Source organism: Virgibacillus sp. M23 (genome assembly GCF_034190895.1).
GTDB lineage: Bacteria > Bacillota > Bacilli > Bacillales > Amphibacillaceae > Virgibacillus > Virgibacillus salarius.
In genome coordinates, this window is record NZ_JAWDHA010000001.1 from 1 (window position 1) to 22,969 (window position 22,969).

Below are 22,969 nucleotides of genomic sequence, written 5' to 3' on the forward strand. Positions count from 1 at the left end.
CACTTCAACTCCTGTGGGAAATGTTTGACCTGAAGATCCACTTTTTTGAGCGGGTTTTGCTAAAAAAGTTAGCTGAAGGACAAACCCCACGGAAAGGGAAGTGGGTAGCCGGAGTGGTGGTCAAGCAGTTGATATTATTCCATAATAGCTACTAGAGGAAGCGTAAATCTGAGCATTTAGTGATAAGGACTGAGCGAATTTTGCTCCGTTTTATTTATTTAGCATTATCATATGTTCTTTTCGGACAGGGAATGGATCTTCTCCGTTTTATCTGGAAGAAGTAAGCTCACAGCTATTCCAAAAAATAATGCAATAAAAAATGTCGTGAATTTTGAAGTGATGATACTTTCTAAAGGTGTGCTTATCCATAATATAGTGGATACTAATCCAGCAAGAACTGTCGCTACCACACCAGCACTAGAATATCGCTCCCAAAAAAATGTAAGGAGGATGGCGGGGGAGAGTGTACAGCCTACTCCTGCCCAGGCCCAGCTGACAACTAGATACAATAGAGATTCTGATACAAGCGCGATCACCATGCCGATTAAACCGAAGAATACAATAGAAATACGAGAAATCCAGATAAGTTGTTTTTCTGTAAAATTCATTCCCAATGTTTTATGGATAATATCTTCACTAACTGAACTTGTCACAACCATTAATTGCGAATCGGCAGTTGTAATAATGGCAGCCAATACCCCAGCTAAAAGCAAGCCAGCTATCCAAGGCGGAAATAATTCAAGAATCATCGTTGGTAAAATAATTTCTGCATCATGAAATGAGCCTTGATCATAGATGGCTATAGCTGTTATTCCAATCATAAATGCTCCACCATACGCTAATAATGTCCAAATAATTGCAACAATACTTCCTTGTCTTGCTTCTTTATTATTTTTTAATGCCATAAATCGTGCACTTAATTGAGGCTGACCACCTAAGAAGCCAAAGAACCATGAAAAATTGTTAAAAAATAACACACCAATCGCAAAGCCAGTCAGACCACCAAACCAAGAGTTATACGAATCTCCAGCTTGTATCAGGGAAGCGTTTATCGATAAATCGTTTGCTTGTATATAAATTAATGATGCAATAGGAAGCGCAACTAATGTAATAACCATCATTATACTTTGGATCATATCTGTCCAAACTACAGATATAAACCCGCCAGCAAATGCAATAATGATGATAACAATTGTAGCTAATAGAATACCTGCTGTTGGAGGTAAGCCAAATGTTGTAAATAACATTTTTCCAGCTCCAGCCATCTGTGCTCCAACATAAAACATAAGAAACCCAGCAATTAAGATACTCGTTAACCAGCGAATTATTTTCGCCTTTTCCCCAAACCTTACCGCTAAATAATCTGGTAAAGTTAACACATTATACTTATCTGTTTCTGACATAAATGTTTTGGCTAAAAATAGCCAAGCAAATATTATTCCGATTGCTATACCAACTGCTACCCAAATTCCGGATAGGCCAGTCATAAAAACAAACCCTGTATAACCTAATAACAACCAAGCAGATTCACCTGTTGCCCTTTCAGAAAAGGCAAGTGTCCAACCAGGTAATTTTTTTCCTCCTAATAGAAAATCAGAGTGAGACTTACTTCGTTTGCTGAAATAATAGCCAATTGCTAAGATCAACAAACAATAAACGACAAATTCAACAATGATGATATTCATAATTCCTCCTATAGAGAGTTTTTTACTCTAGGTTAGCTGCTGACCAACTCCTTTCTTGAGAGCCTGCCGATAGACCAATTGCGATACAACTACGTCAAATAAAGCCATACCTGTAGATTTAAAAAGGATGCTTTTATCAGGGGAACGAGACACTTCTTCATTTGACATAACCAGCTTCGACATGGATATGATGGAGTCTTTTGGTAGGTAGCCTTTTTCTAGTGGATATTGTACATCCCCCGACTCGATAATAGCGTCTTCCGTATCAATATAAAGGCGGTCCGCTAATTGATACAATACTTCTGGAAATTCTCGCATGGTTGGTTGAAAGGAACCAATACCGATAATAAGCTTGTTTGTTAATAAGTCGGGGTCATTAGGAAGAACAGGTGAATTCGAAGTAGTTGAGCAAATAATGATATGAGCAAATGTAATTGCTTCTTCAATTGTAGAAGTCATATGGATATGGATGTTTGCAGGGATCCATGCTTTGAGCTTTTCACTAAAGGCTGGTAATTTATCCGTCGTTCGATTGTACAAATAAATATCCTTAATCGGCCGCTCCGTGCATGCTGCAATAGCTTGATACAGCCCTTGTACACCTGTTCCAATTATTGCCAGTTTGTTATCATCCACATTTGCCAGATGTCTAATGGCTGAGCCACCAATTGCACCTGTTCGAATTCCTGTTATAAACGACCCATCTAAAAGCGCTTGACATTCGCCAGTTTCACGACTAGTTAAAATTACAAGTCCTTGTAAGGTAGGATGGCTCGTGTTATTTGGAAAAGATGTAATCAACTTTGTACCTATTGATTCATTAGTTAGGCAAGGCATTAGCAATAAAGTATTTGTTTCATCCTGTAGTTGCATTCGAGTGGGCATGTGAAATGCTCCAGAGCCGTAGAGCTTGTATGCGTTATCAATTGCATGAATAACTTGCTTCATGGATACAGCTTCTTTTATAGCCGATTCATTTAAAAATAACATGTAATGACCTCCATTCGTTTACGTTGTTAAACTATAGCACCCTCAATAAGCAATTCCTTTTCTTGAAATCGTTCAAATCTTAATGGATGAAGGTTCAAGGACTCATATTTACCTAATCGGATCAACTCGGATAACCCTTTACCTACAGCAGGAGCCTGCTGCATTCCATGACCACTGAAGCCACATGCGGTATAATATCCATTTAATTTAGGGTGCTCACCGATAATCGCATTTTGGTCGATCGTATTAAAGCTGTACATCCCTGCCCATCCACTACGAATCTTTGCACATTCAAAATTAGAAATTCGATGACCTAGCACGGGCCATAATTGTTCTAAAAAGAAGGAGCGTCTCCACGAAAAATCAATACCTGGCTTTACTTGCTCTGAATAACCTGAAATCAATTGTTTTCCTTCGTGACGGAAATAAACGCCTGTTGGATCTACAGTTAGAGGAAGGTTATTATGTAAGGGTTCTTCGATATCGAACTGAATAATTTGACGTTTTAAAGGTACGATTGGTAAAGGTAGCGCTATTTTCTCACTTAGCGCAGCAGCCCATGGGCCAGCGCAATTAATAACAATTGGAGCATAGTAGCTTTCTCCATTCGCTAATTGTATTCCGGTGACACAATCATTGTCTTTTAGAATAGTGTCAACCTCTTCATATATATACGTAGCACCTAGATGCTTGGCCTTTTTAGCATAGCCTTGCATAACAGAGTATGGGTCAAGGTAGCCATCTTCCTCACAGTACAGCCCACCCTGTAAATCGGATATAGTTAATTCTGGAATGATAGTTAGCAGCTCTTGTGGTGTTAAAAAGTCGGAAGGAACACCAAATTGTCGCTGTCGTTCACATTGCTTTTTTAACTGGTTTACATTTTCGTCTTTGGCGAGAAACAAGTATCCTCGCTGTTTAAAATCGATCTCAGCAGTTTCTCCATGAATTGCCATGTCGGTTGGAAACGTTTTATATTTTTGTAAGCTATATCTGCTTATTTGAATATTAATAGACGTAGTAAATAATTGTCTGATACCACCAGCACTTCTAGGGGTAGAAGAAAATTCATACATCGGGTCTTTTTCTAATACAATAATTGCTCCATCGTAACCGTCATTTAATAAATTGTAGGCAACGCTTGAGCCAATTACACCGCCACCAATAATGATAATATCTGCTTTCTTACGCACGAAAATCACCTCAAGTTATATGTGGAATGATTATAACTAGTTATAACCTAAGCTAGACTGGAAAATCTATGTCAAAACTATACAAAATTTCTTAGAGAAATAATTATTTTAAATAATCAAAATTATGATAAAATATTAGAAAATACCCATATAAAAGGAAGAAAAGTAGATGGAACGTTTTGTACAATTTGCACAACGAACAGTGAAAGCGGTTTCAAAAATTTCGCCTTTTCCCATTAGCTTAAGTGATAAGAGAGGATATATTATTGGGGATACAAATGCTGAACGAATTGGAACATTACATACTCCCTCAATAGAAGTTATTAAAGAGAATCGAACCATCTTATTTGATAATGACAAAATTTCTAGTATGACGAATGTTTTACCTGGTGTAGCAGTTCCATTACATTTAGATTCTCAAACCATTGGAGTGCTAGGTATCATCGGAAATCCGTTGGAGGTTAAACCATATGCAGAGCTTATTAAGAAGTATGTGGAGATGATATGGCAAGAAACAATTCATACGCATATAGAGGACTTAGAAGCAAAAACGTTAGAGTCATTTGTGCAATATATCTTGTTAGATGGAAACCGACATAAAGAAAGAGTCGCCCACTATTGCAAGGTATTGCAGATAGAGGAAGGAATACAGCGCCTTTGTATTGTAATCAATATCGGAGATTCGTTACTTAAAAGTATACAGATGGATAAGCGACAGGCCTATTCCTTAGACTATTTGAAGAAAGAAATATTAGCGTGTATTCGAAAAACATATAATAACGACTTACATCATATTTGTACGTTTTTAAATCCAGAAAAAATTATTTTATTAAAACCGATTACGGATGACACCGTTTTTCATCAGTTTATGGCAGAATTTAAAAACAAAAGCGTACTGCTCATTAAAAGGTTGCATGATTATAATATTCATACTGTTTCCATTGCTGCTGGATATAAATATGATGCTCTTCACCTCTTGTATCAATCCTATCACGAGGCAGAGGTGCTTGTGGAATTTGCAAGTAGGCTATCTATAGAACCGGCCATCTATTCTTATTATGATTGGAATGTACTTATGCAACTTATTCCGTATCAGCTTAATTCTCAAATACAGTCGAAGTTAAACGGGCGAGTAGAACCGTTTTTTGCACATGACGATTTTATGGAGCTTAGTTATAACTTTATTGTATACTGTGATAGCAATTTAAATATAAGTAGGGCAGCAAAGTCTCTTTTTATACATCGTAATACCTTAATTTATCGTCTGAAAAAAATAGAATCAATAACCATGCTTGATTTAGGTTGTTTTGAACAGTGTATGTTACTTTATATAATTATAAAAATGAAGGAATAGCATGAGAATAAATCTGAATAATGCATTCATTTTTCAGGTTGACAATTTAATGCTATAATAAGTAGAAAGAAATGGCATAAAAATAAATAGAATTAATAAAATGTTAAATGAAATGGAAATGGATACGAACAAATTAACATGTAGACATGATGAGGTGATACTGTGAGTACGAATCGAGTACAATTAAGTAGTAAAGATATTTTAGAAAAAGATTTTAAGACAGCAATGCGGGGCTATAATCAAGAGGAAGTTGATGAATTTTTAGATTTAATTATTCAGGATTATGATGCTTTTAAGCAAGAGTTAGAAAGGCTTCAACAAGAGAATGATAGGTTGAAAAAATCATCAACCGTGGAACAGCCGCCCAAAACACGCTCTGCACAACCTAATCCTAATCCGCAAGTAAATTATGATGTTTTAAAACGATTGTCAAACTTGGAGAAGGCTGTTTTCGGAAAGAAATTCGCTGAGACAGAGAGTTAATAAGTTAAGGCAGTTGAAAAGCAAAAGCTAAATGAAAGTCATAGGGAAACTTGATTAAATCTAGTACTTATGGTATAGTAATTTGAGGAAATAAATTAAATACTCATGTGATCGCTGTATAATATATACAGAGGAAAGTCCATGCTCACACAAACTGCGATGTTTGTAGTGTTCGTGCTTGACGAATTCATAAGTCAAGGTAACCATTTGGTTAACGGCAGGATAGCTACCTACGTCTATTAGATATGGAAGCTAGCCTTGAAAGTGCCACAGTGACGTAGCTGATTTGGAAACATTTCAGGTGGAACGAGGTAAACCCCACGAGTGAGCAACCCAAATAATGGTAGGGGCACTCTTTAGTAGGGAAATGAACCGAAAAAGGGACAAGTATAAACTTGTAGATAGATGATTACAACCGGCGTACGAGGTTGACCACCGATGGCAGTACAATGGAACAGAACATGGCTTATCGAGTATTTAATTGGTCTATGACGAGGAAATAAACCTTTCTGATTCCCTTTTGGGTTATTGGAAAGGTTTTTTATTTTCATTAGCGTTCATAAACCGTATGTAGATATGATAAACTATGGAAAACATGATACTGATAGGAAAGGAATTAATTATATATGCAAACTGTAACATTAATTGCAACAGCAGCTATGGGATTAGAAGCAGTTGTGGCTAAAGAGGTAAATGCATTAGGCTATGAAACACACGTAGAGAACGGAAAGGTTATTTTTGAAGCGCCTATCTCTGCTATTCCTCGTTGTAATTTATGGCTACGCTCCGCTGATCGGGTTAAATTACAGGTAGGTACTTTTAAAGCTAGCTCCTTTGAGGAGTTATTTGAAGGTACCAAGTCATTGCCTTGGGAGAAATATATTGCAGAGGACGGACAAGTTCCAGTAATCGGAAAATCGGTTAAGTCTAAGCTGTATAGTGTTCCCGATTGTCAGGCCATAACAAAAAAAGCAATCGTTGAACGGTTAAAATTAAAGTATGGAATTGTTTCTAAATTACCTGAGTCTGGTGCTATGTTTAAAGTTGAGATTGCTCTTTTGAAGGATGAAGCTACTCTGACGATTGATACTTCTGGCACAGGATTACATAAAAGAGGATATCGAGTAGGGCAGGGGGATGCCCCTTTAAAGGAAACCCTTGCTGCATCTTTAATTATGCTAACTAACTGGCATGCAGATGAAACATTAATAGATCCCTTTTGTGGGTCAGGAACGATTGCTATTGAAGCTGCGTTAATTGGTCAGAATATTGCACCTGGCTTTAACCGTGAGTTTGCTTCAGAAGAATGGAGCTTCATAAAAAGAAAGCATTGGGAGGATGCTTTTCAAGAAGCAGAAGATAAAGCAAACTATGATCAAAAGTTAGAAATTATCGGCTCTGACATTGATCATAAAATGATAGACATTGCAAAGCAAAATGCGATGGAATCAGGATTAGGGGACTTGATAACATGGAAGCAGATGCAAGTAAAGGATTTAACGATTCGCAAGCATAATGGTTATCTTATTGGCAATCCTCCATATGGACAAAGGCTTGGTGATTATAAGCATGCTGCAAAAATTGCTAATGATTTAGGCTCTGTTATGAAACATCATGAAAGCTGGAGCATTTATATACTAACCGCTTACGAAAACTTTGAAAAAGCATTTGGTCAAAGAGCGACGAAGAAACGAAAGTTATTTAATGGATATATCCGAACAGATTATTATCAATATTTTGGTAAAAAGGTGAGGGAGGATTTGGAATGACAACTATAAATACCGTAGAGAAAGACTTTAGACATTACTTACGTGAAATAAGTGCTTATAATGAGTCATTGATGCTAATTCATTGGGATATGCGTACCAAAATACCTAATCATGGTGTCGAACAACGTTCTGAAGTTGCTGGTTTTCTGGGAGAAAAGATTCATAAGCTGGAAACTTCTGATAAAATGAAACATTTTATTGATGCTTTAAAAAATGATACGACTGATCCAATATTAAAAAGGACAGTTGAGGTTTGTGAGGAAAATTATGAAAGAAATCGTAAAATACCTCATGAACTGTATAGAGAATTTATTATGACGCAATCCAAATCTGAAGCCGTCTGGCAAGAAGCTAGGCAAAACGATGATTTCCAATTGTTTCAACCATATTTAGAGAAACTAGTCGATTATAATAAACAATTTGCTACTTATTGGGGATATGAGCATAATATCTATGATGCATTACTACATAACTTCGAGCCTGGGGTAACAACAACGATGTTAGATGAGGTTTTTCCTGCATTGCGCACATCGTTAGTATCTCTATTGGATCAAATCAAAGCAAGTCCTGTAAAGCCTGACACCGATGTTTTGCAAGCACATTTTCCTAAAAATGATCAGGAAGCCTTTACCAAAATAATTTTAAAGCAAATGGGCTATGATTTTCAATCTGGTCGATTAGACGAAACCATTCATCCCTTTGCAATTGCGCTCAATCGAAATGATGTACGAATTACTACAAGATACGATGAAAACGATTTTAGAATGGCGATCTTTGGGACTATTCATGAAGGCGGACATGCATTATACGAACAAAATATTGCAGAAAGCTTAATGAATACACCGCTTGCAACAGGAACGTCAATGGGAATTCATGAATCACAATCATTATTTTGGGAAAACTTTATAGCAAGGAGTCATACATTTTGGGAAGCTAATTATCAAGAGTTTCAATCATATGCCCCCCAGCACTTTAGGGATGTAGAGTTGGACCAATTCTTTCGTGCAGTAAATGAAGTGAAGCCCTCATTCATACGCATTGAAGCAGATGAATTAACCTATTCACTTCATATCATGGTACGTTACGAGCTTGAAAAAGCTTTGATTAATGGAGAGATTAACGTGCAAGATTTACCTAAGCTATGGAATGAGAAAATGGTGGCTTATTTAGGAATAAACCCTCCAACTAATAGAGAAGGAGTCCTTCAGGATATCCATTGGGCAGGAGGCGATTTTGGTTATTTTCCTTCGTATGCATTAGGGTATATGTATGCTGCACAGTTGAATCACACCTTAAGAAGTGAAGTAAACGTTGATGAAATTATTATGACCGGAGACTGTCGTAGAATTAAACAATGGTTATCCGAAGCTGTACATCAACATGGCAAGATGAAGAAACCACTTGAAATTATCAAGGATGTTACAAACGAAGGATTAAATCCTGATTACTTAGTAAGATACTTAAAGCAAAAGTATGCAGCTATTTATCAGTTTTAACTAAGTTGAGCTGTTTGCTTTCTAAAAGAAGGAGTATTCCATGACATATATTTGTTCAACAGGACTCGGTATTCCTAATCATCGTATGCCGCAAGAGGATGTAAAGCAAATTGTGCAAAAAGTATTTACGTATTCCCTTCGACAACGATCACGGCTGCTTCCGGTATTTGACAATGCGCAGGTCAATGAGCGCCAATTTGTTGTTGACTCAGAATGGTTTTTACGAGATCACTCCTTTAAGGAAAGAAACGAGCTTTATACGACCTATGCAAAAGAGTATGCCCTGCGCGCAATAGACGATTGTTTAACGAATCAACAATTTTTAGAAGAACCTGTTTTGTATGAGGAAATAGATATGATCATATTTGTGTCTAGTACAGGTATAGCAACGCCGTCTATGGATATTCATCTATTTAATGAACGACCTTTTCGATCAGATATAAAGCGAATGCCTTTATGGGGGTTAGGCTGTGCTGGTGGGGCAATTGGATTATCAAGAGCTCATGATTGGTTAACAGCTAATCCAGATAAATCTGCATTGATTGTTTGCTGTGAACTATGTAGTTTGACGTTTCAAAAAGGGGATATGAAAAAGAGTAATATCATTGGAACAGCGTTATTTGGTGATGGAATAAGTGCGGCATTAGCGGTTGGTGAGAAGTCTTTAATATTACGCAAGAAAAAAGGTTCTATTCCCAAGCTTCTGCAATCTCATTCATACACAAAAAAAGACAGTATATCCGTAATGGGGTGGGATATAACTGATGGTGGCTTTGAGGTTGTCTTTTCGAAAAGTATACCCGCTCTAGTAGAAACGTTTTGGCGAGAGCATTTACAAATCTTGCTGCAAGCAACACGAATAAATGAACAGGATATACATTCGTTTATTGCTCATCCAGGGGGTAAAAAAGTAATCGATTCCATGGAAAAAGTTCTACAAGCCAAGCCTGAAAAATTTAAGCATTCTATTAATGTGTTACGTGATCATGGTAATATGTCATCTGCCACCGTTCTCTATGTCCTAAGTGCCTGGATGAAGGAAGCAATTTCTAAGGAAGAAAAAAGTGTAATATCAGCACTTGGCCCAGGCTTTAGCTCTGAATTAATACTTATGGAGTGGGTAGACTAATGCCATTATTTATGTGGGTTATACTGTGCTTTATTATCATACAACGATTAGTTGAGCTGAACATTGCCAAACGAAATGAAGTCTGGATAAAAGAAAGAGGTGGGGTAGAAAGAGGGGAAGAGCATTATAAGTGGTTTATCCTTGTACACAGCTTATTCTTTCTCTCGCTAATTGTCGAGGTATTACTAAGGCATCCAGCTACGTTCCAATTTAACATTTATTTGTTTGTACTGTTTCTATTGCTCCAGTTCGTACGTTTTTGGTGTATTTCATCGTTAGGTAAGTTTTGGAACACGAAAATCATAATATCTCCACAGTTCCCTTTAGTGAGGAAAGGTCCATATAAATATGTAAAACATCCCAATTATATCGTAGTGGGAATTGAATTATTGGTCATCCCCTTGTTGTTTGAGGCATATATAACGGCAGTATTGTTTCCGTTGTTGCACATCCTGTTATTAACTGTTCGAATTCCAGCAGAGGAAAATGCGTTAAAAGATACAAAGTTAACAGAATAGGAAAGAGCTGTCCATAAAGACAGCTCTTTACCTATACAGCTGAAGTATACTATTGCCATGGGGCAACGACGGTTCATCCTTCTCATGAATAAAATACTTCAGGTTAGTGACACGATTGCTCCTTCTACAGGAGTTCTATATTCCCTTGTACCTTATGGGATACTCACTCCTAGTATATTATGAATTCCCGATTGGCCAAGCAAATGGTTCGCTACCCGTTGGAGCGTGCAGAATAATATCGATAAATGGAATGGTATATGCAAATAAGATTAACCCAATTGTAATGCCAATCCAGAGCTTCCAATTTTCTAAAAATAGCGGTGTCGGTTGAGCATTCACTTCTTCTTCAGCAATTGGGAATTCTTCCTGTCCCTTCGGTGCAAAGAAAGCTAATTGCAGAAAGATATATACCATTAGTAGAATACCGATAAATAAAATAGTGCCTCCAACCGCTTGAGCAATTTGATATCCTATCCAATCTGATGCTTGGGCAGTTCCACCATATTCAGAGAAGGCAGATCTTCGCGGTGCACCTAGCAGACCAGATATATGCATGGATCCAGACATGATAGTCATCCCTACTGCCCAAATAACGGTTTGTATTAACCCTAAATTATTGATCTTCTTTGTTAGCTTTCTACCTGTTAGGTGTGGGATCAACCAATAGCTAATTCCGAAAAAGGTAAGTAAAACAGTAGTTGCTACAGTTAAGTGGAAATGACCAGTAACCCACATCGTGTTGTGAATAACGTTGTTTAATTGATGGGATGCATTGATTATTCCTCCAGTTCCTGCTGGTATGAATGCAAGCATACCTACCATAGGAGCAAAGAAACGAACGTCCTTCCAAGGTAAATGTTTAAACCAACCAAATAATCCACGAAACCCCTTCCGTCTGCCAGTTATCTCAAACATGGCAAACATAGAAAATGCTGTCATAAGTGAAGGAATGATAACCATAAATGTAAGTACAACTTGTATAAACTTCCACGTTGGGTCAATTCCAGGTTCCGTCAGCTGATGATGAAAGCCGACTGGTATAGAGAATAATAAAAATAATACAAAAGACAATCGTGCTAATGAATCACTAAAAATTTTGCCGCCAATAATCTTCGGGATTATGGCATACCAAGCCATATATGCAGGTAGTAGCCAAAAATATACAAGTGGATGACCAAAATACCAAAACAAGGTCCTACTTACTAAAACATTAATCGTTTCCGCATATCCAAGGGACCACGGAATAAATTGAACAATGACTGCGGCTGCTACACCAAGCGTTGCAATAAACCATAATACCATATTGATAACTACCATAAAGGCAAGAAGCGGTGATTTTTCATCTTTATGAGTCTTTTTCCAAACATAGAGTTGTCGGAAGTTAACAAAACAGGCAATCCAACTACCGATAATAACCAATGCCAATCCAAAATAAAATATAGGATGTGCTTGCAATGGAGCGTAAAATGTATATAGTACACTTGCTTTACCTAATAACACCATAACGGCGGCCATGACCGTACCAATTAACATGACTATAAAACTTAACCAGGCATATAATCGCTGTTTTTTTGAAATACCAACTGTTTTGGCCATCAAAGCATATTGAAAACCGATAATAAAAAAAGTAGTTAAGACGAGTCCGAGTATTACTCCATGTACCGTTAATACTTGATAATAGGTGATTCCCCATGGAAGTGAAAGGGAACCTGATCTTACAAGTGTTTGTAACAGCCCCATTAGCCCACCAATAAATAGTGAAATAAACGCAACATAGATAAAGGCCATAGTAAGTTTGGAATCAGATTTTGAAATACCAAGTTTAGTCGCAATCATTATTCATACACCTCCACAGAAGCAAACATTTGGTGATGACCCAATCCACAGTATTCATTACATACAATTGTAAATTCACCTGTCTCATCCATAACCGTTTCGTAGCGGCTAATGTAACCAGGCTCCAGCATCATATTTACATTCGTCCCAGCAACTTGATATCCATGAATTACATCTTTTGTTGTTGCTTGAAATAAAACAGTTGATCCTTTAGGAATTCTAATCTTTTTTAGCGGTTTACCATTATCATCAACACCAAAATCATAGTTAAAGGCAGAGGCAACAAAATTAACGATATACTGATCCTCTTTTACCTGTGTTACGCCTAAATTATCTGGTTGAAAGGCCTCATGACTTTCAATATTCTTTAAGTCAATTGTTTCTAAATGACTGGAAGGATGGGTGCCTTTATAAAATGCACCAACCCCAATCACAAGCAAAAATAATAGAAGTGATCCAGTTCCAAATATTAACCATACCTTCTCAAACTTATGCAAATGCATGCTAACACTCCCCCCTAAATTCATTCCAATTACCTAGATAAAAATAAGGCAAATACACCAAACCAACTAACGATAATGAAGACTCCTAGTAATAACACAGATAGTAGTGTACCTTTCAGGTTTGGCGTTTCTACACGCTCTTCAGATTTCTGCTTTTCAGCATTTTCCATTCTACTCCCCCCTCATGACTAAAGTAGTGCTTCTATTTTCATCATACACAAAACACTGCCCGAATTAGCATTGTTCGTTAGTGTTTTCACAATTTGTTCAATTATGTTCGAACCGCTCTGTGTCAGTACTTTACTAACATTTAGGTTAGAAAAGTAATTGAAGGATTTGTGAAGAAAAAGTGGCAATTAAGTGAAAAACTACCTTGTAGGAAAGAAGTAGTAGCTGTTTGAAAACAAATGTTTAAAAAGTAAGGCACATAAACAAGCTTATCCTGCTGACTTAAGCATGGCTTAGAATACGATAATTAGGTAATTAGTAAGCCTAACAGAGCAGGGAGCATATTGATAAAAGGTAAACGGAACGAAGTCAGCATGTTTTAACTTAGCAAATTTGATTAGTGTTGAAGCATCATGCAAAAATGTCGTTTGAACTAAGTATGCAAACTGCCGCGAAACCGAAATTTAGATAGAGAGGAGGGAGAGGCATGTATGAATGAATAGTATCTTATCCTATTCCTCTAAGATGTTACAGAATAAATGTAAGTTATTTTTTAGTTGTCGAAATAAAAGAACCAGTGTGAAGGAAGCCAACGAATAAGAATTTCGTCAGGTTGGGGGTCTTTGAGTATATAGATTGAAAATCGTTTAATGAGTCTATTTATTCAGGAGATACTAATGGAAGATAAAATGACTCCAAGTTAATATACATATGTATGCATATAACAAGAGGTAACTATAATACAAGAATAAATGGGGACTTGATAAGAAAAAAAGGAAGCACAATAGTTAAATAGGTTATTGTGCTTCCTTTTGCATTAATTTGTGCTATTACTTTTTTCAACATGCATGTTCTTAGCAATATACATAAATGGTGTATCGATAATTGCCACCGCGAATTTGATAACATAGGTTGTTATAAATATTTCCAACCAAATATCGAATGGATATGTTCCATAGAATGCAATAGTACAGAAAACAATCGTATCTACAAATTGACTTATCACCGTACTCCCATTATTTCTAATCCATAACTGCCGATCACTTGGAAATAGATTACGTAATTTATCATAAATCCAAACATCAAAGTATTGACTAATCATATACGCTGCTAAGCTTCCGGCCACTATTCGTGGAATTAAACTAAATATAGTCGCCAGCGCATCATGAGCAATGTCTTCAGCACCTGGTTCAAATGCTAAGGCAATTTGCATGATGATTGTCATGGTAACTAATGTTGCAAATCCCAACCATACTGCTTTTTTCGCCTCTTTTTTACCATGTTTTTCATTAATTATATCGGTAGCTAAATAAGCAGTTCCATATAGGATATTCCCAAGAGTAGCTGTTAAGCCAATTAAATCCACTGTTTTTAACACCTGAATATTGGCTATCACTGTTGCCATTCCGATCCAAACATATAAGCCTGTTCTACCAAATAGTCGATAGAACAATAGCAATAACGAAAAATTGACCAACGCAAATAAAATCCATATAAGCTCGTTAGGCATTATTATTCCTCCTTAGTTTTGGTAACGCGGGAGTTCTCGAACCGCGAAAAACACAAAAGCTATTATACGAAGAACTAACTCGAAAAGCAAGGATATTCCTATTATAACCACCAAAAAAAGCGGTAACCATTAAGATTACCGCTTTATATATTTTGATCACTATTTATTTTTTAACAACATTAGCTGCTTGTGGACCACGCTCACCTTCAACGATTTCAAAAGAAACTTCTTGTCCTTCTTCAAGTGTTTTAAAGCCTTCTTCTTGAATTGCCGAATAATGTACAAATACGTCATTTCCTTCTTCTTGCTGAATGAAGCCATATCCTTTTTCAGCATTGAACCATTTAACTACACCATTTTCCATGAATAATCCTCCTAAAAACTTTCACGTTTCTTTAAGTACAAACGTGGTAATACAAAGCAGATAGACAGAACATAAAAATAGGCAGTTTCTATAGAAGTGTAGGATCACTATTACATCCACTTCTATAGAAGCTGCCTGCGTCATTAATGAATCCGTACATCTTCTTTGCTTGTGTCTAATATAGCTTATTTACATAAGTGAGTCAAGAAAATAAGCAAGGTTATGTCGACATTTTTTCGTTACTCGTCTATAATTTGATTAGGTGAAGCGGTATCAAGAGACATGCAAGGAGAGCATGAAGGCAAGCGGCAGAATTTGCTGTAATTACTGTATGAACGATCATGATTTACATCGAAATGTAGTAGATAGGATGAAGTTATTTCCCACCATATTTATCTAAATTTTAGGAAGGGGTACTATTACATGAAAACGGATATAGAAATAGCACAGGAAGCAAAGCTAGAACCGATACATAAAATTGCTGAGAACTTGAATTTAAGTAAAGATGAATGGGAGCCGTATGGACATACAAAAGCAAAGATATCCAATCATCTTTTACATACGTTAAAGGATAAGCCAGATGGCAAAGTTATTCTTGTTACCTCTATTAACCCAACCCCTGCAGGAGAAGGGAAATCCACAGTCACAGTAGGCTTAGGACAAGCCTTGAACCAAATAGGTAAGAGAGCAGTAATTGCATTGCGTGAACCATCATTAGGTCCAGTAATGGGAATAAAGGGTGGTGCAGCAGGAGGGGGTTATTCTCAAGTATTACCAATGGAAGATATAAACCTTCATTTTACCGGAGATTTACATGCTATTACGAGTGCAAATAATGCGCTATCGGCAATGATTGACAATCATATTCATCGAGGAAATGAACTCGATCTTGATCCGAGAAGAATAGAATGGAAACGTGTCATGGATATGAATGATCGAGCATTACGTCAAATCATCGTAGGGCTAGGAGGACCATCAAAGGGTGTTCCGAGAGAAGATGGCTTTACAATTACAGTTGCATCTGAAATCATGGCCATTTTATGTTTAGCAACCGATATAGTAGATTTAAAATCACGATTTGCAAGAATTGTGATCGGCTATACCTATAATGAGCAACCCGTTACTGTGAGTGATCTTAAAGCGGAGGGAGCATTAACGTTACTCTTAAAAGATGCATTAAAGCCGAACCTTGTTCAAACGATCGAAAATACTCCTGCGATTATACATGGCGGGCCATTTGCGAATATAGCGCATGGATGTAACAGTATTATCGCTACAAAAACTGCAGCTAAACTAGGTGATTATGTTGTAACAGAAGCGGGGTTTGGTGCAGATTTAGGTGCTGAGAAGTATTTTCATATAAAATCACGTGTTGGAAACATTGACACTGCCGCAGTTGTTATTGTTGCTACAGTTCGTGCATTAAAAATGCATGGTGGGTTGGCAAAGGATAAGCTTGCCGAAGAAAATCTAGAAGCACTTAAAGCAGGTATGAAAAATCTGAAAAAACATATGGAGACGATTGAAGCGTTTGATGTTCCATTTGTAGTTGCTATCAATAAGTTTCCAACCGATACAGAAAATGAGGTCCATTTTATTGAGAACTGGTGTGAGGAACAACATGTTGAAGTAGCATTGACTGACGTATGGGCAAGTGGTGGATCAGGCGGTATTCAATTAGCTAACAAAATTATCGCTAAGACCGAAAGCAGGAAGAAAAGCTTTAAACCACTATACGAATTAGAAGATTCTATTGAAGAAAAAATTAGAAAAATAGCTCAAACAGTTTATGGAGCGAAGGATATTGAGCTTTCAAAGCATGCATCGAAGCAAATAAAGCTATTTGAAAAGCAGGGATGGAATAACCTCCCAATTTGCATGGCTAAGACACAATATTCACTTTCAGATGACCCTGCACGTGTAGGGAGACCAGAAGGTTTTACGATCACTATTAGGGAACTACGAGCATCTATAGGTGCAGGCTTTATTGTTGTATTAACAGGTGATGTATTAACGATGCCTGGACTTCCTGAAAAACCGGCAGCGCTAAATATGGACGTAACAGCAGATGGAAAGGTGAAAGGGCTGTTTTAATGGAGGCAGCTTTACAGTTAGCAAAGATAAAAGCCTATGTTTTTACTTGTTTTACGGATGATCCTACTGGCCATGATTATTATCATATGGAGCGAGTAGCACGAATGGCTAGAATAATCGCCAATAAGGAGGGCGCAGAGCCATTTATTTGTGAAGCTGCTGCTTGGCTCCATGATATAGGTGATGAAAAATTATTTCATGATTCGATCAAATCATTGAACGAAATGGATGCTTTCCTTCATTCCATAGATTTTACAAAGAGCGATATCAAGGAAATTAGGCAAATTATGAGAAATGTTTCTTTCCGAAAAGGGAGGATTCCAACTACAATGGAAGGAAAAGTCGTGCAGGATGCTGATAGACTGGATGCGATTGGTGCGATTGGCATTGCTCGAACCTTTGCTTATGGAGGTGCAAAAGGGCAACCTATATTCCATGAAACATCGAAGCATACGTCCATCCAGCATTTCTATGATAAACTATTGAAACTGAAAGGGCTGCTTCACACAGAAACAGCCCAAGAAATTGCTAACGAACGTCATCAATTTATGGAAAGATATTTAGAACAATTTTATAACGAGTGGTAAAGGTATTGCTTTACTGTACATAAGCTAAAAAGATATCCATCGTTTGATGGGTATCTTTTTCAGTAAGACTCCCACTTTATGCTATTATTGATTAACTCGCTTTGCGCCAAGGTACCTAGCTTCCCAATAAGGATTAGTTAATTCGCTAATCTCCACGCCATTCGATTCACCTGCATGGATGAATTTTCCGTCACCGATATAAATTCCCATATGGGATGGTCCTGGTTTATATGTTTCAAAAAATACGAGGTCACCGACAGAGCGATTCGAGATGGGAGTGGAAAAATTCCAAATATCACTCACGGTTCTCGGAAGCTGCACGCCTTGTTGTTGATATACATATTGAATAAAACCACTACAATCAAATCCACTAGGTGAGGTTCCTCCCCAAGTATATGGCGTACCAATTTGTGAACGAGCTTCTTGAACTATAGTCGCTCCATCATTGCCTTCTATGCGAACTTTTTTAACTTCCTTTGCTGCTTCCTGCTTTTCTTCAACAGACTCCTCATTTCTTTGCTGCACATTTTCTGACTTCTTCTTTTTTTCTACTGGTGCATTTGAGGTAAGGTAGGTATCATCAATTAAATCCATTTTATGTTCGTCTTCAGCAATTTGTAATGCTTGCTTCGTTAATGGGCCATATATTCCGTCTAATTCACCCTCATAGTATCCAAAGTATTGTAATGACTTTTGAACGATCTTTACTTTTGCGTTGTACATTCCAGGCCGGATCTCATCTGAAAAATTTTCTAACTGATCTATATATTCTTGTTCTTCATCTTTGATTATTGCTTTTAATGTATCCTCGTTAACTTTCCCATTAATCGTTAAGCTATGTTCAGCTTGAAAGTTTTTAAGTGCGTGCTCGGTTAAGATTCCAAATTTACCATCTATATTATTATCAAAATAGGATAATGTATGAAGCTTTTGTTGTAGGATGCGAATAGCTTCGCCATGTTTGCCAAACTCTAGTTGTTCTGATTCGAATAAAAGCTTATTTTGTAGTTCAGGATATGCATCAACATAGGCTACAAGTGGTTGACTTAACACGTAGCCATAAAGTAAAGAACGTTTTACTACGTGCTCTACAGTACCATTTAGCATGCAAATACCCCTTTCTAATTTATGACTGTCTCTAACAGATTTATGAGTATTTAGCATGTTTATGAGTTACGATTGTGTTACAAACGTAAACTCTAAATCTTATTAAGACTGACAATACCTCAAAAATTGGAGTGCGCCTGTTCAAATACAGTATGTTAACGTGATGTGTAAACTGCTTAAAATTGTAGTTTGTGTTACAATTAGTTGGATAGTAGATAGTAAATGGAGGAATAGATATGGTTACAGGAGAAAGGGCATATTTAGATTTATGTAATCACATTTTACATAATGGTACTAATAAACAAGATCGTACAAATACTGGTACCTATTCTGTTTTTGGTCACCAAATGCGCTTCGATTTAGCAAAAGGATTCCCATTGTTAACTACCAAAAAGGTGCCTTTTCGTTTAGTTGCAAGTGAGCTCCTATGGTTTATAAAAGGGGATACGAATATACGATACCTGCTACAAAACAACAATAATATATGGAATGAATGGGCGTTTGAAAAATGGGTTACAAGTGATAGTTATCATGGACCAGATATGACGGATTTTGGTAACCGTTCACAGCTTGATAGCCGTTTCCATGAGCAATATAAAGAGCAAATGTCCATTTTTAAAGAGCGAATTCTCGCTGATGATGCGTTTGCTAAAAAGTTTGGCGATTTAGGAGCTGTTTATGGAAAACAGTGGCGTCAATGGAAGACATCACAAAATGAGGTAATCGATCAGCTTAAAGAAGTAATCGAGAACATTAAGTACAAGCCGGATTCAAGGAGGCACATTGTATCAGCATGGAACCCTGAAGATATACCATCAATGGCTTTACCTCCATGCCATACATTATTTCAGTTTTATGTAGCAGAAGGTAAGCTTTCTTGTCAACTATATCAACGGAGTGCGGATGTATTCCTTGGCGTACCGTTTAATATTGCAAGTTATGCTTTACTTACACACCTAATTGCGCATGAATGTAATCTACAACCAGGTGAATTTGTCCATACCTTGGGGGATGCACATATATATACGAATCATATAAATCAAGTAAAGACACAGCTAAATCGTGAAATAAGAAGCTTTCCAACATTACAATTAAATGCAGAAAAAACGTCTATATTTGATTTCGAACTTTCTGATTTTGAAATATTGGATTACAACCCACATCCAGCCATCAAGGCACCGATAGCTGTGTAAGCAACTGTTAGATATTAGGAGGACAAAGAATGATATCATTATTATTGGCAATGGATCGCAATCATGTCATCGGTGTAGATAATGATTTACCATGGCGATTACCAAAGGATCTACGCTTTTTTAAGGAAAAGACAGTCAATCAAACTATCATTATGGGGAGAAAAACGTATGATTCATTAGGACGTAGTTTACCCAACCGTACAAATGTTGTGCTTACGAGAGGGGATAATGATTTCCCTGACGATGTCCAAGTAATTGATAGCTTAGATCATATTAAACAGTGGAGTGAGAACCACCCTGATCAGGAATATTTTATCATTGGTGGTGGAAAAATATTTGAGCAGGCGATGATGATAGCTGACAGAATGTATATTACGTGGATTAATCATTCTTTTGATGGGGATACATATTTTCCTACATTCTCAGAAAAAGAATGGAGGCTTACTTCTAAGGTTAAAGGGGAAAGAAATGATACAAATCCTTACGAATATTACTTTTTACAGTATGATCGAATTTAAGTAGTAGGGAGGAACGAATGGATACTTGTGGGGTAATACTTGCTGGTGGTAAATCTCGGCGAATGGGAACAAATAAGTCTTTATTGAAAATTGGCAATCAAACGGTGATAAATCGTATCTTTCTTGAATTGATGAAGGTGACGAATTGCTTATCCATTGTTACACATCAGCCCCAGCTTTATAACGATTTACCAGCTCGATTTGTAACAGATAGGTATCAAGAAAGTGGACCATTAGCAGGCATAGAAGCAGCGCTTTATTATAATAAAGCGGATGTTTTTATCATCACTGCCTGTGATATGCCGTTTATCCAATATCCGATTTTACAATATATGATAGACAACCTGGAAGACTATGATGGTGTTGTACCCGTTTATCAAACACATATGCATCCTTTAGCAGCTGTTTATAAAAAATCAGTGCTTGAAGAGGTACAAAAGCAACTGGATAAGGGTGAACGAAAAGTTACTGGTTTTTTTGAGGAGATGAATATTCGCTTTATCCATGATTTTCATGGATTCCCACGTGATCAAGTAGAACGTCATTTTTTCAATATGAATACGCCAGAACAATATGAACACGCTAAGACAATGAGACTTGTTTAAGAGAAGAAAAACATGTTACACTAAAAGCGCTTTATACTTAATCATTGAACACGCTATGAATTTTTTTACAAAGGATATTTGTTTTTTGAAATTTTGATTATAATAAGATTAATTATGAAAAGAAGGTGTGAAGATGTTTTCTAGTATAGGTTTTCCTGGACTAATCTTGATTTTAATCATCGCATTAGTAATATTCGGTCCGAAAAAGTTGCCGGAGATTGGTAAAGCGGCAGGACAAACGTTAAAGGAATTTAAAACTTCTGCAAATGAATTAACTAGTGATGTTACAGATGAAATAAAGGAAACAAAAGATATTATTACTGATCAAAAAAGCAGTAAATAACATAAGGGAGTGAAGGGAATGTTCTCAAGTATTGGTGTTCCTGGGTTAATCTTAATTTTAATCATAGCGCTCGTTGTATTTGGTCCTTCTAAACTTCCAGAGATCGGTAAAGCATTTGGAAGTTCGTTAAAAGAATTTAAAAATGCTACGAAGGATATCGTCACCGATGATGATGCTAGTAAAACGGAAAAGCAAACATCTAGTAAAAGCTGATATGCGAAGGTGTAAGGTATAACCCTTGCATCTTCTTTTATGTAGGTACTATGTACAAGGTTTATGTAAGTAGGAGAGTGAAAGGATGCCTAACAACGTATCAATGGATGAAAAGGAAATGAACCTTACAGATCATCTATCGGAGTTAAGAAATAGGATAATAATTATTGCTGTTTTTTTCATTTTATTCTTTATTGGTGGATTTGTGTTCTCCAAAGATATATATTCTTTTTTTCAAAGTGATTTGGACTTTAAATTAACTGTAATAAGTCCGGGTGAAATTATCTGGATTCATTTTACGCTCGCGGGGATAGTGGCAATTGCTTGCACCATTCCAATTTTTGCATTACAGGTTTGGTTGTTTGTTAGACCAGGTTTAACACAGTCGGAAAGGAAAGCAACATTAGCATATATACCTGCCGTCTTTCTTTTATTTATTGCGGGATTAGTATTTGGGTATTATATGTTCATTGAGTTAATTCTTCCATTTCTTTTGTCCTTAAATGATGGAATGTTTAATGAAATGTTCACCGTTGATCGTTATTTTAAGTTTCTTATACGTGTTACGTTGCCATTTGCTGTGTTGTTTGAAATACCAGTAATTGCTATGTTCCTTACTGCTTTAGGAGTACTAACACCGGATTTTATGCGTAAAACGCGTAAATATGCTTATTTAATCCTTGTTATTATCGGAACAATAGTTACGCCACCGGATTTTATATTGCAGCTTGTTGTAGCAGTACCATTAATTATTTTGTATGAGATTAGTATTTATTTAGCTGCTGTTGTGTACCGGCGTAAGCTGAAAAAACATAAAGAATTCATGGAAAGTGATCGTTTAGATGGATGAGGTGAATCGGATTGCGTTCTTTTTATCATTTTTTAATGACATATCGGGGAAAGAAAAATCCAGATGAAAAAAGTCGTTTAGCAGATTGGGCCTTTGCGGATCATTATTTTCCAAAGCACGCGATGGAATATGATGAAATAAGTAGCTACCTTGAATATAATAGCCCATTTCCTACAGCAGTAACCGTGTTTGATGAGCTTTGGGATATATATAGGATACATGAACATGAGAGTCGTTAGAATTGTTTCTAGCGTCTTTTTTTGTGCAATATAAGCTAATTAATTCCTTCATGTCTTTTTTACTCTGCCTCTATATTTTCCTGCACAGTTACGAAATCTCAGTTCACATTCTAATTGGTTGATCTAAGCCATGACAGTCATTAATAAAAACTCCATATATGGTTGTCTCCAGATAAAGCTAACCAGGTATCTTTCATAGACGAGCAATCTAAATCCCCTTAG

At 36.7% G+C, this 22,969-nt stretch carries 24 protein-coding genes and 1 other RNA gene; 16 read left to right on the forward strand and 9 right to left on the reverse strand.

All coding sequences use genetic code 11. The annotated features are described in order from the left end of the window. Positions 1-227: 227 nt before the first annotated feature. The 3 genes from RVS70_RS00005 to RVS70_RS00015 are packed head-to-tail and all read right to left on the reverse strand — an operon-like array spanning position 228 to position 3,868. Positions 228-1,685 (reverse strand): sodium/proline symporter, encoded by a 1,458-nt coding sequence (locus RVS70_RS00005; RefSeq protein WP_321132364.1) that lies wholly within the window; start codon positions 1,683-1,685, stop codon positions 228-230. Positions 1,686-1,712: 27 nt separating this feature from the next. Then, a complete protein-coding gene (locus RVS70_RS00010) occupies positions 1,713-2,675 on the reverse strand; it encodes an ornithine cyclodeaminase family protein (RefSeq protein ID WP_026681938.1) in 963 nt (320 codons plus the stop codon). A gap of 26 nt (positions 2,676-2,701) precedes the next feature. Beyond that, positions 2,702-3,868 (reverse strand): NAD(P)/FAD-dependent oxidoreductase, encoded by a 1,167-nt coding sequence (locus RVS70_RS00015; RefSeq protein ID WP_026681939.1) that lies wholly within the window; start codon positions 3,866-3,868, stop codon positions 2,702-2,704. Positions 3,869-4,037: 169 nt separating this feature from the next. On the opposite strand from RVS70_RS00015, the gene RVS70_RS00020 reads away from it, so the two are divergent. The 7 genes from RVS70_RS00020 (at position 4,038) to RVS70_RS00050 (ending at position 10,617) form a co-directional block, all read left to right on the forward strand. After that, on the forward strand, positions 4,038-5,222 hold the full coding sequence (locus tag RVS70_RS00020) for a CdaR family transcriptional regulator (RefSeq protein ID WP_026681940.1): 1,185 nt from the start codon (positions 4,038-4,040) through the stop codon (positions 5,220-5,222). Positions 5,223-5,384: 162 nt separating this feature from the next. After that, positions 5,385-5,705, forward strand: a complete 321-nt coding sequence (gene gpsB, locus RVS70_RS00025) for a cell division regulator GpsB (RefSeq protein WP_026681941.1) — start codon at positions 5,385-5,387, stop codon at positions 5,703-5,705. Positions 5,706-5,804: 99 nt separating this feature from the next. Beyond that, positions 5,805-6,179, forward strand: an RNA gene (gene rnpB / locus RVS70_RS00030) — RNase P RNA component class B. Positions 6,180-6,331: 152 nt separating this feature from the next. Continuing rightward, complete coding sequence (locus tag RVS70_RS00035; protein WP_166530433.1) at positions 6,332-7,474, forward strand: THUMP domain-containing class I SAM-dependent RNA methyltransferase; 1,143 nt, start codon at positions 6,332-6,334, stop codon at positions 7,472-7,474. Further along, positions 7,471-8,970, forward strand: coding sequence for a carboxypeptidase M32 (locus RVS70_RS00040; RefSeq protein WP_321132365.1), 1,500 nt, complete (start codon positions 7,471-7,473; stop codon positions 8,968-8,970). The genes RVS70_RS00035 and RVS70_RS00040 overlap by 4 nt, the downstream gene beginning before the upstream one ends. A gap of 40 nt (positions 8,971-9,010) precedes the next feature. Beyond that, positions 9,011-10,099: a type III polyketide synthase gene (locus RVS70_RS00045; RefSeq protein WP_321132366.1), complete on the forward strand. Its 1,089-nt coding sequence runs from the start codon at positions 9,011-9,013 to the stop codon at positions 10,097-10,099. After that, on the forward strand, positions 10,099-10,617 hold the full coding sequence (locus RVS70_RS00050; RefSeq protein WP_166530432.1) for an isoprenylcysteine carboxyl methyltransferase family protein: 519 nt from the start codon (positions 10,099-10,101) through the stop codon (positions 10,615-10,617). Before RVS70_RS00045 ends, RVS70_RS00050 begins: the two co-directional genes overlap by 1 nt. A 177-nt stretch (positions 10,618-10,794) precedes the next feature. Here RVS70_RS00050 and RVS70_RS00055 read toward each other — a convergent pair whose 3' ends face one another. From RVS70_RS00055 to RVS70_RS00075, 5 genes are all read right to left on the reverse strand, one after another. Then, positions 10,795-12,453: a b(o/a)3-type cytochrome-c oxidase subunit 1 gene (locus RVS70_RS00055; protein WP_321132367.1), complete on the reverse strand. Its 1,659-nt coding sequence runs from the start codon at positions 12,451-12,453 to the stop codon at positions 10,795-10,797. Beyond that, positions 12,453-12,956 (reverse strand): cytochrome b5, encoded by a 504-nt coding sequence (locus RVS70_RS00060; protein WP_026681947.1) that lies wholly within the window; start codon positions 12,954-12,956, stop codon positions 12,453-12,455. Before RVS70_RS00060 ends, RVS70_RS00055 begins: the two co-directional genes overlap by 1 nt. Before the next feature lie 29 nt (positions 12,957-12,985). Further along, positions 12,986-13,126 carry a cytochrome c oxidase subunit 2A gene (locus RVS70_RS00065; protein WP_080668710.1) on the reverse strand — a complete coding sequence of 47 codons (141 nt, stop codon included), beginning with the start codon at positions 13,124-13,126 and terminating at the stop codon, positions 12,986-12,988. Positions 13,127-13,941: 815 nt separating this feature from the next. After that, positions 13,942-14,634 carry a queuosine precursor transporter gene (locus RVS70_RS00070; RefSeq protein WP_026681948.1) on the reverse strand — a complete coding sequence of 231 codons (693 nt, stop codon included), beginning with the start codon at positions 14,632-14,634 and terminating at the stop codon, positions 13,942-13,944. 163 nt (positions 14,635-14,797) lie between these two features. Further along, the gene (locus RVS70_RS00075) at positions 14,798-14,998 is read right to left on the reverse strand and encodes a cold-shock protein (RefSeq protein ID WP_026681949.1); all 201 of its coding nucleotides are present in this window, start codon (positions 14,996-14,998) and stop codon (positions 14,798-14,800) included. A gap of 423 nt (positions 14,999-15,421) precedes the next feature. Between RVS70_RS00075 and RVS70_RS00080 the strand changes: the two genes are divergently transcribed. Together RVS70_RS00080 and RVS70_RS00085 are read left to right on the forward strand one after the other, a co-directional pair. Then, positions 15,422-17,092 carry a formate--tetrahydrofolate ligase gene (locus RVS70_RS00080; protein WP_121605109.1) on the forward strand — a complete coding sequence of 557 codons (1,671 nt, stop codon included), beginning with the start codon at positions 15,422-15,424 and terminating at the stop codon, positions 17,090-17,092. Then, positions 17,092-17,679: an HD domain-containing protein gene (locus tag RVS70_RS00085; RefSeq protein ID WP_121605110.1), complete on the forward strand. Its 588-nt coding sequence runs from the start codon at positions 17,092-17,094 to the stop codon at positions 17,677-17,679. Before RVS70_RS00080 ends, RVS70_RS00085 begins: the two co-directional genes overlap by 1 nt. An 84-nt stretch (positions 17,680-17,763) precedes the next feature. Here RVS70_RS00085 and RVS70_RS00090 read toward each other — a convergent pair whose 3' ends face one another. Further along, positions 17,764-18,786, reverse strand: a complete 1,023-nt coding sequence (locus RVS70_RS00090) for an NlpC/P60 family protein (RefSeq protein ID WP_026681952.1) — start codon at positions 18,784-18,786, stop codon at positions 17,764-17,766. Between the two features lie 236 nt (positions 18,787-19,022). On the opposite strand from RVS70_RS00090, the gene RVS70_RS00095 reads away from it, so the two are divergent. The 7 genes from RVS70_RS00095 (at position 19,023) to RVS70_RS00125 (ending at position 22,747) form a co-directional block, all read left to right on the forward strand. Beyond that, complete coding sequence (locus RVS70_RS00095) at positions 19,023-19,979, forward strand: thymidylate synthase (protein ID WP_026681953.1); 957 nt, start codon at positions 19,023-19,025, stop codon at positions 19,977-19,979. Positions 19,980-20,008: 29 nt separating this feature from the next. Beyond that, positions 20,009-20,497 (forward strand): dihydrofolate reductase, encoded by a 489-nt coding sequence (locus tag RVS70_RS00100; protein ID WP_166530429.1) that lies wholly within the window; start codon positions 20,009-20,011, stop codon positions 20,495-20,497. A 17-nt stretch (positions 20,498-20,514) separates the two neighbouring features. Continuing rightward, the gene (locus tag RVS70_RS00105) at positions 20,515-21,102 is read left to right on the forward strand and encodes a molybdenum cofactor guanylyltransferase (RefSeq protein ID WP_166530428.1); all 588 of its coding nucleotides are present in this window, start codon (positions 20,515-20,517) and stop codon (positions 21,100-21,102) included. Between the two features lie 133 nt (positions 21,103-21,235). Then, the gene (gene tatA, locus RVS70_RS00110; RefSeq protein WP_026681955.1) at positions 21,236-21,445 is read left to right on the forward strand and encodes a twin-arginine translocase TatA/TatE family subunit; all 210 of its coding nucleotides are present in this window, start codon (positions 21,236-21,238) and stop codon (positions 21,443-21,445) included. Positions 21,446-21,463: 18 nt separating this feature from the next. Continuing rightward, on the forward strand, positions 21,464-21,658 hold the full coding sequence (locus RVS70_RS00115) for a twin-arginine translocase TatA/TatE family subunit (RefSeq protein WP_026681956.1): 195 nt from the start codon (positions 21,464-21,466) through the stop codon (positions 21,656-21,658). 85 nt (positions 21,659-21,743) lie between these two features. After that, positions 21,744-22,508 (forward strand): twin-arginine translocase subunit TatC, encoded by a 765-nt coding sequence (gene tatC, locus RVS70_RS00120; RefSeq protein ID WP_026681957.1) that lies wholly within the window; start codon positions 21,744-21,746, stop codon positions 22,506-22,508. An 11-nt stretch (positions 22,509-22,519) separates the two neighbouring features. Beyond that, a complete protein-coding gene (locus RVS70_RS00125) occupies positions 22,520-22,747 on the forward strand; it encodes a YozE family protein (protein ID WP_121605113.1) in 228 nt (75 codons plus the stop codon). The last annotated feature ends 222 nt before the right edge of the window (positions 22,748-22,969 follow it).

Coding starts and splice junctions, on each gene's coding strand:
- RVS70_RS00005 (WP_321132364.1), bottom strand. CDS start 1,685: ATGAATATCATCATTGTTGAATTTGTCGTTTATTGTTTGTTGATCTTA.
- RVS70_RS00010 (WP_026681938.1), bottom strand. CDS start 2,675: ATGTTATTTTTAAATGAATCGGCTATAAAAGAAGCTGTATCCATGAAG.
- RVS70_RS00020 (WP_026681940.1), top strand. CDS start 4,038: ATGGAACGTTTTGTACAATTTGCACAACGAACAGTGAAAGCGGTTTCA.
- RVS70_RS00035 (WP_166530433.1), top strand. CDS start 6,332: ATGCAAACTGTAACATTAATTGCAACAGCAGCTATGGGATTAGAAGCA.
- RVS70_RS00040 (WP_321132365.1), top strand. CDS start 7,471: ATGACAACTATAAATACCGTAGAGAAAGACTTTAGACATTACTTACGT.
- RVS70_RS00045 (WP_321132366.1), top strand. CDS start 9,011: ATGACATATATTTGTTCAACAGGACTCGGTATTCCTAATCATCGTATG.
- RVS70_RS00050 (WP_166530432.1), top strand. CDS start 10,099: ATGCCATTATTTATGTGGGTTATACTGTGCTTTATTATCATACAACGA.
- RVS70_RS00055 (WP_321132367.1), bottom strand. CDS start 12,453: ATGATTGCGACTAAACTTGGTATTTCAAAATCTGATTCCAAACTTACT.
- RVS70_RS00060 (WP_026681947.1), bottom strand. CDS start 12,956: ATGCATTTGCATAAGTTTGAGAAGGTATGGTTAATATTTGGAACTGGA.
- RVS70_RS00065 (WP_080668710.1), bottom strand. CDS start 13,126: ATGGAAAATGCTGAAAAGCAGAAATCTGAAGAGCGTGTAGAAACGCCA.
- RVS70_RS00070 (WP_026681948.1), bottom strand. CDS start 14,634: ATGCCTAACGAGCTTATATGGATTTTATTTGCGTTGGTCAATTTTTCG.
- RVS70_RS00075 (WP_026681949.1), bottom strand. CDS start 14,998: ATGGAAAATGGTGTAGTTAAATGGTTCAATGCTGAAAAAGGATATGGC.
- RVS70_RS00080 (WP_121605109.1), top strand. CDS start 15,422: ATGAAAACGGATATAGAAATAGCACAGGAAGCAAAGCTAGAACCGATA.
- RVS70_RS00085 (WP_121605110.1), top strand. CDS start 17,092: ATGGAGGCAGCTTTACAGTTAGCAAAGATAAAAGCCTATGTTTTTACT.
- RVS70_RS00090 (WP_026681952.1), bottom strand. CDS start 18,786: ATGCTAAATGGTACTGTAGAGCACGTAGTAAAACGTTCTTTACTTTAT.
- RVS70_RS00095 (WP_026681953.1), top strand. CDS start 19,023: ATGGTTACAGGAGAAAGGGCATATTTAGATTTATGTAATCACATTTTA.
- RVS70_RS00100 (WP_166530429.1), top strand. CDS start 20,009: ATGATATCATTATTATTGGCAATGGATCGCAATCATGTCATCGGTGTA.
- RVS70_RS00105 (WP_166530428.1), top strand. CDS start 20,515: ATGGATACTTGTGGGGTAATACTTGCTGGTGGTAAATCTCGGCGAATG.
- tatA (WP_026681955.1), top strand. CDS start 21,236: ATGTTTTCTAGTATAGGTTTTCCTGGACTAATCTTGATTTTAATCATC.
- RVS70_RS00115 (WP_026681956.1), top strand. CDS start 21,464: ATGTTCTCAAGTATTGGTGTTCCTGGGTTAATCTTAATTTTAATCATA.
- tatC (WP_026681957.1), top strand. CDS start 21,744: ATGCCTAACAACGTATCAATGGATGAAAAGGAAATGAACCTTACAGAT.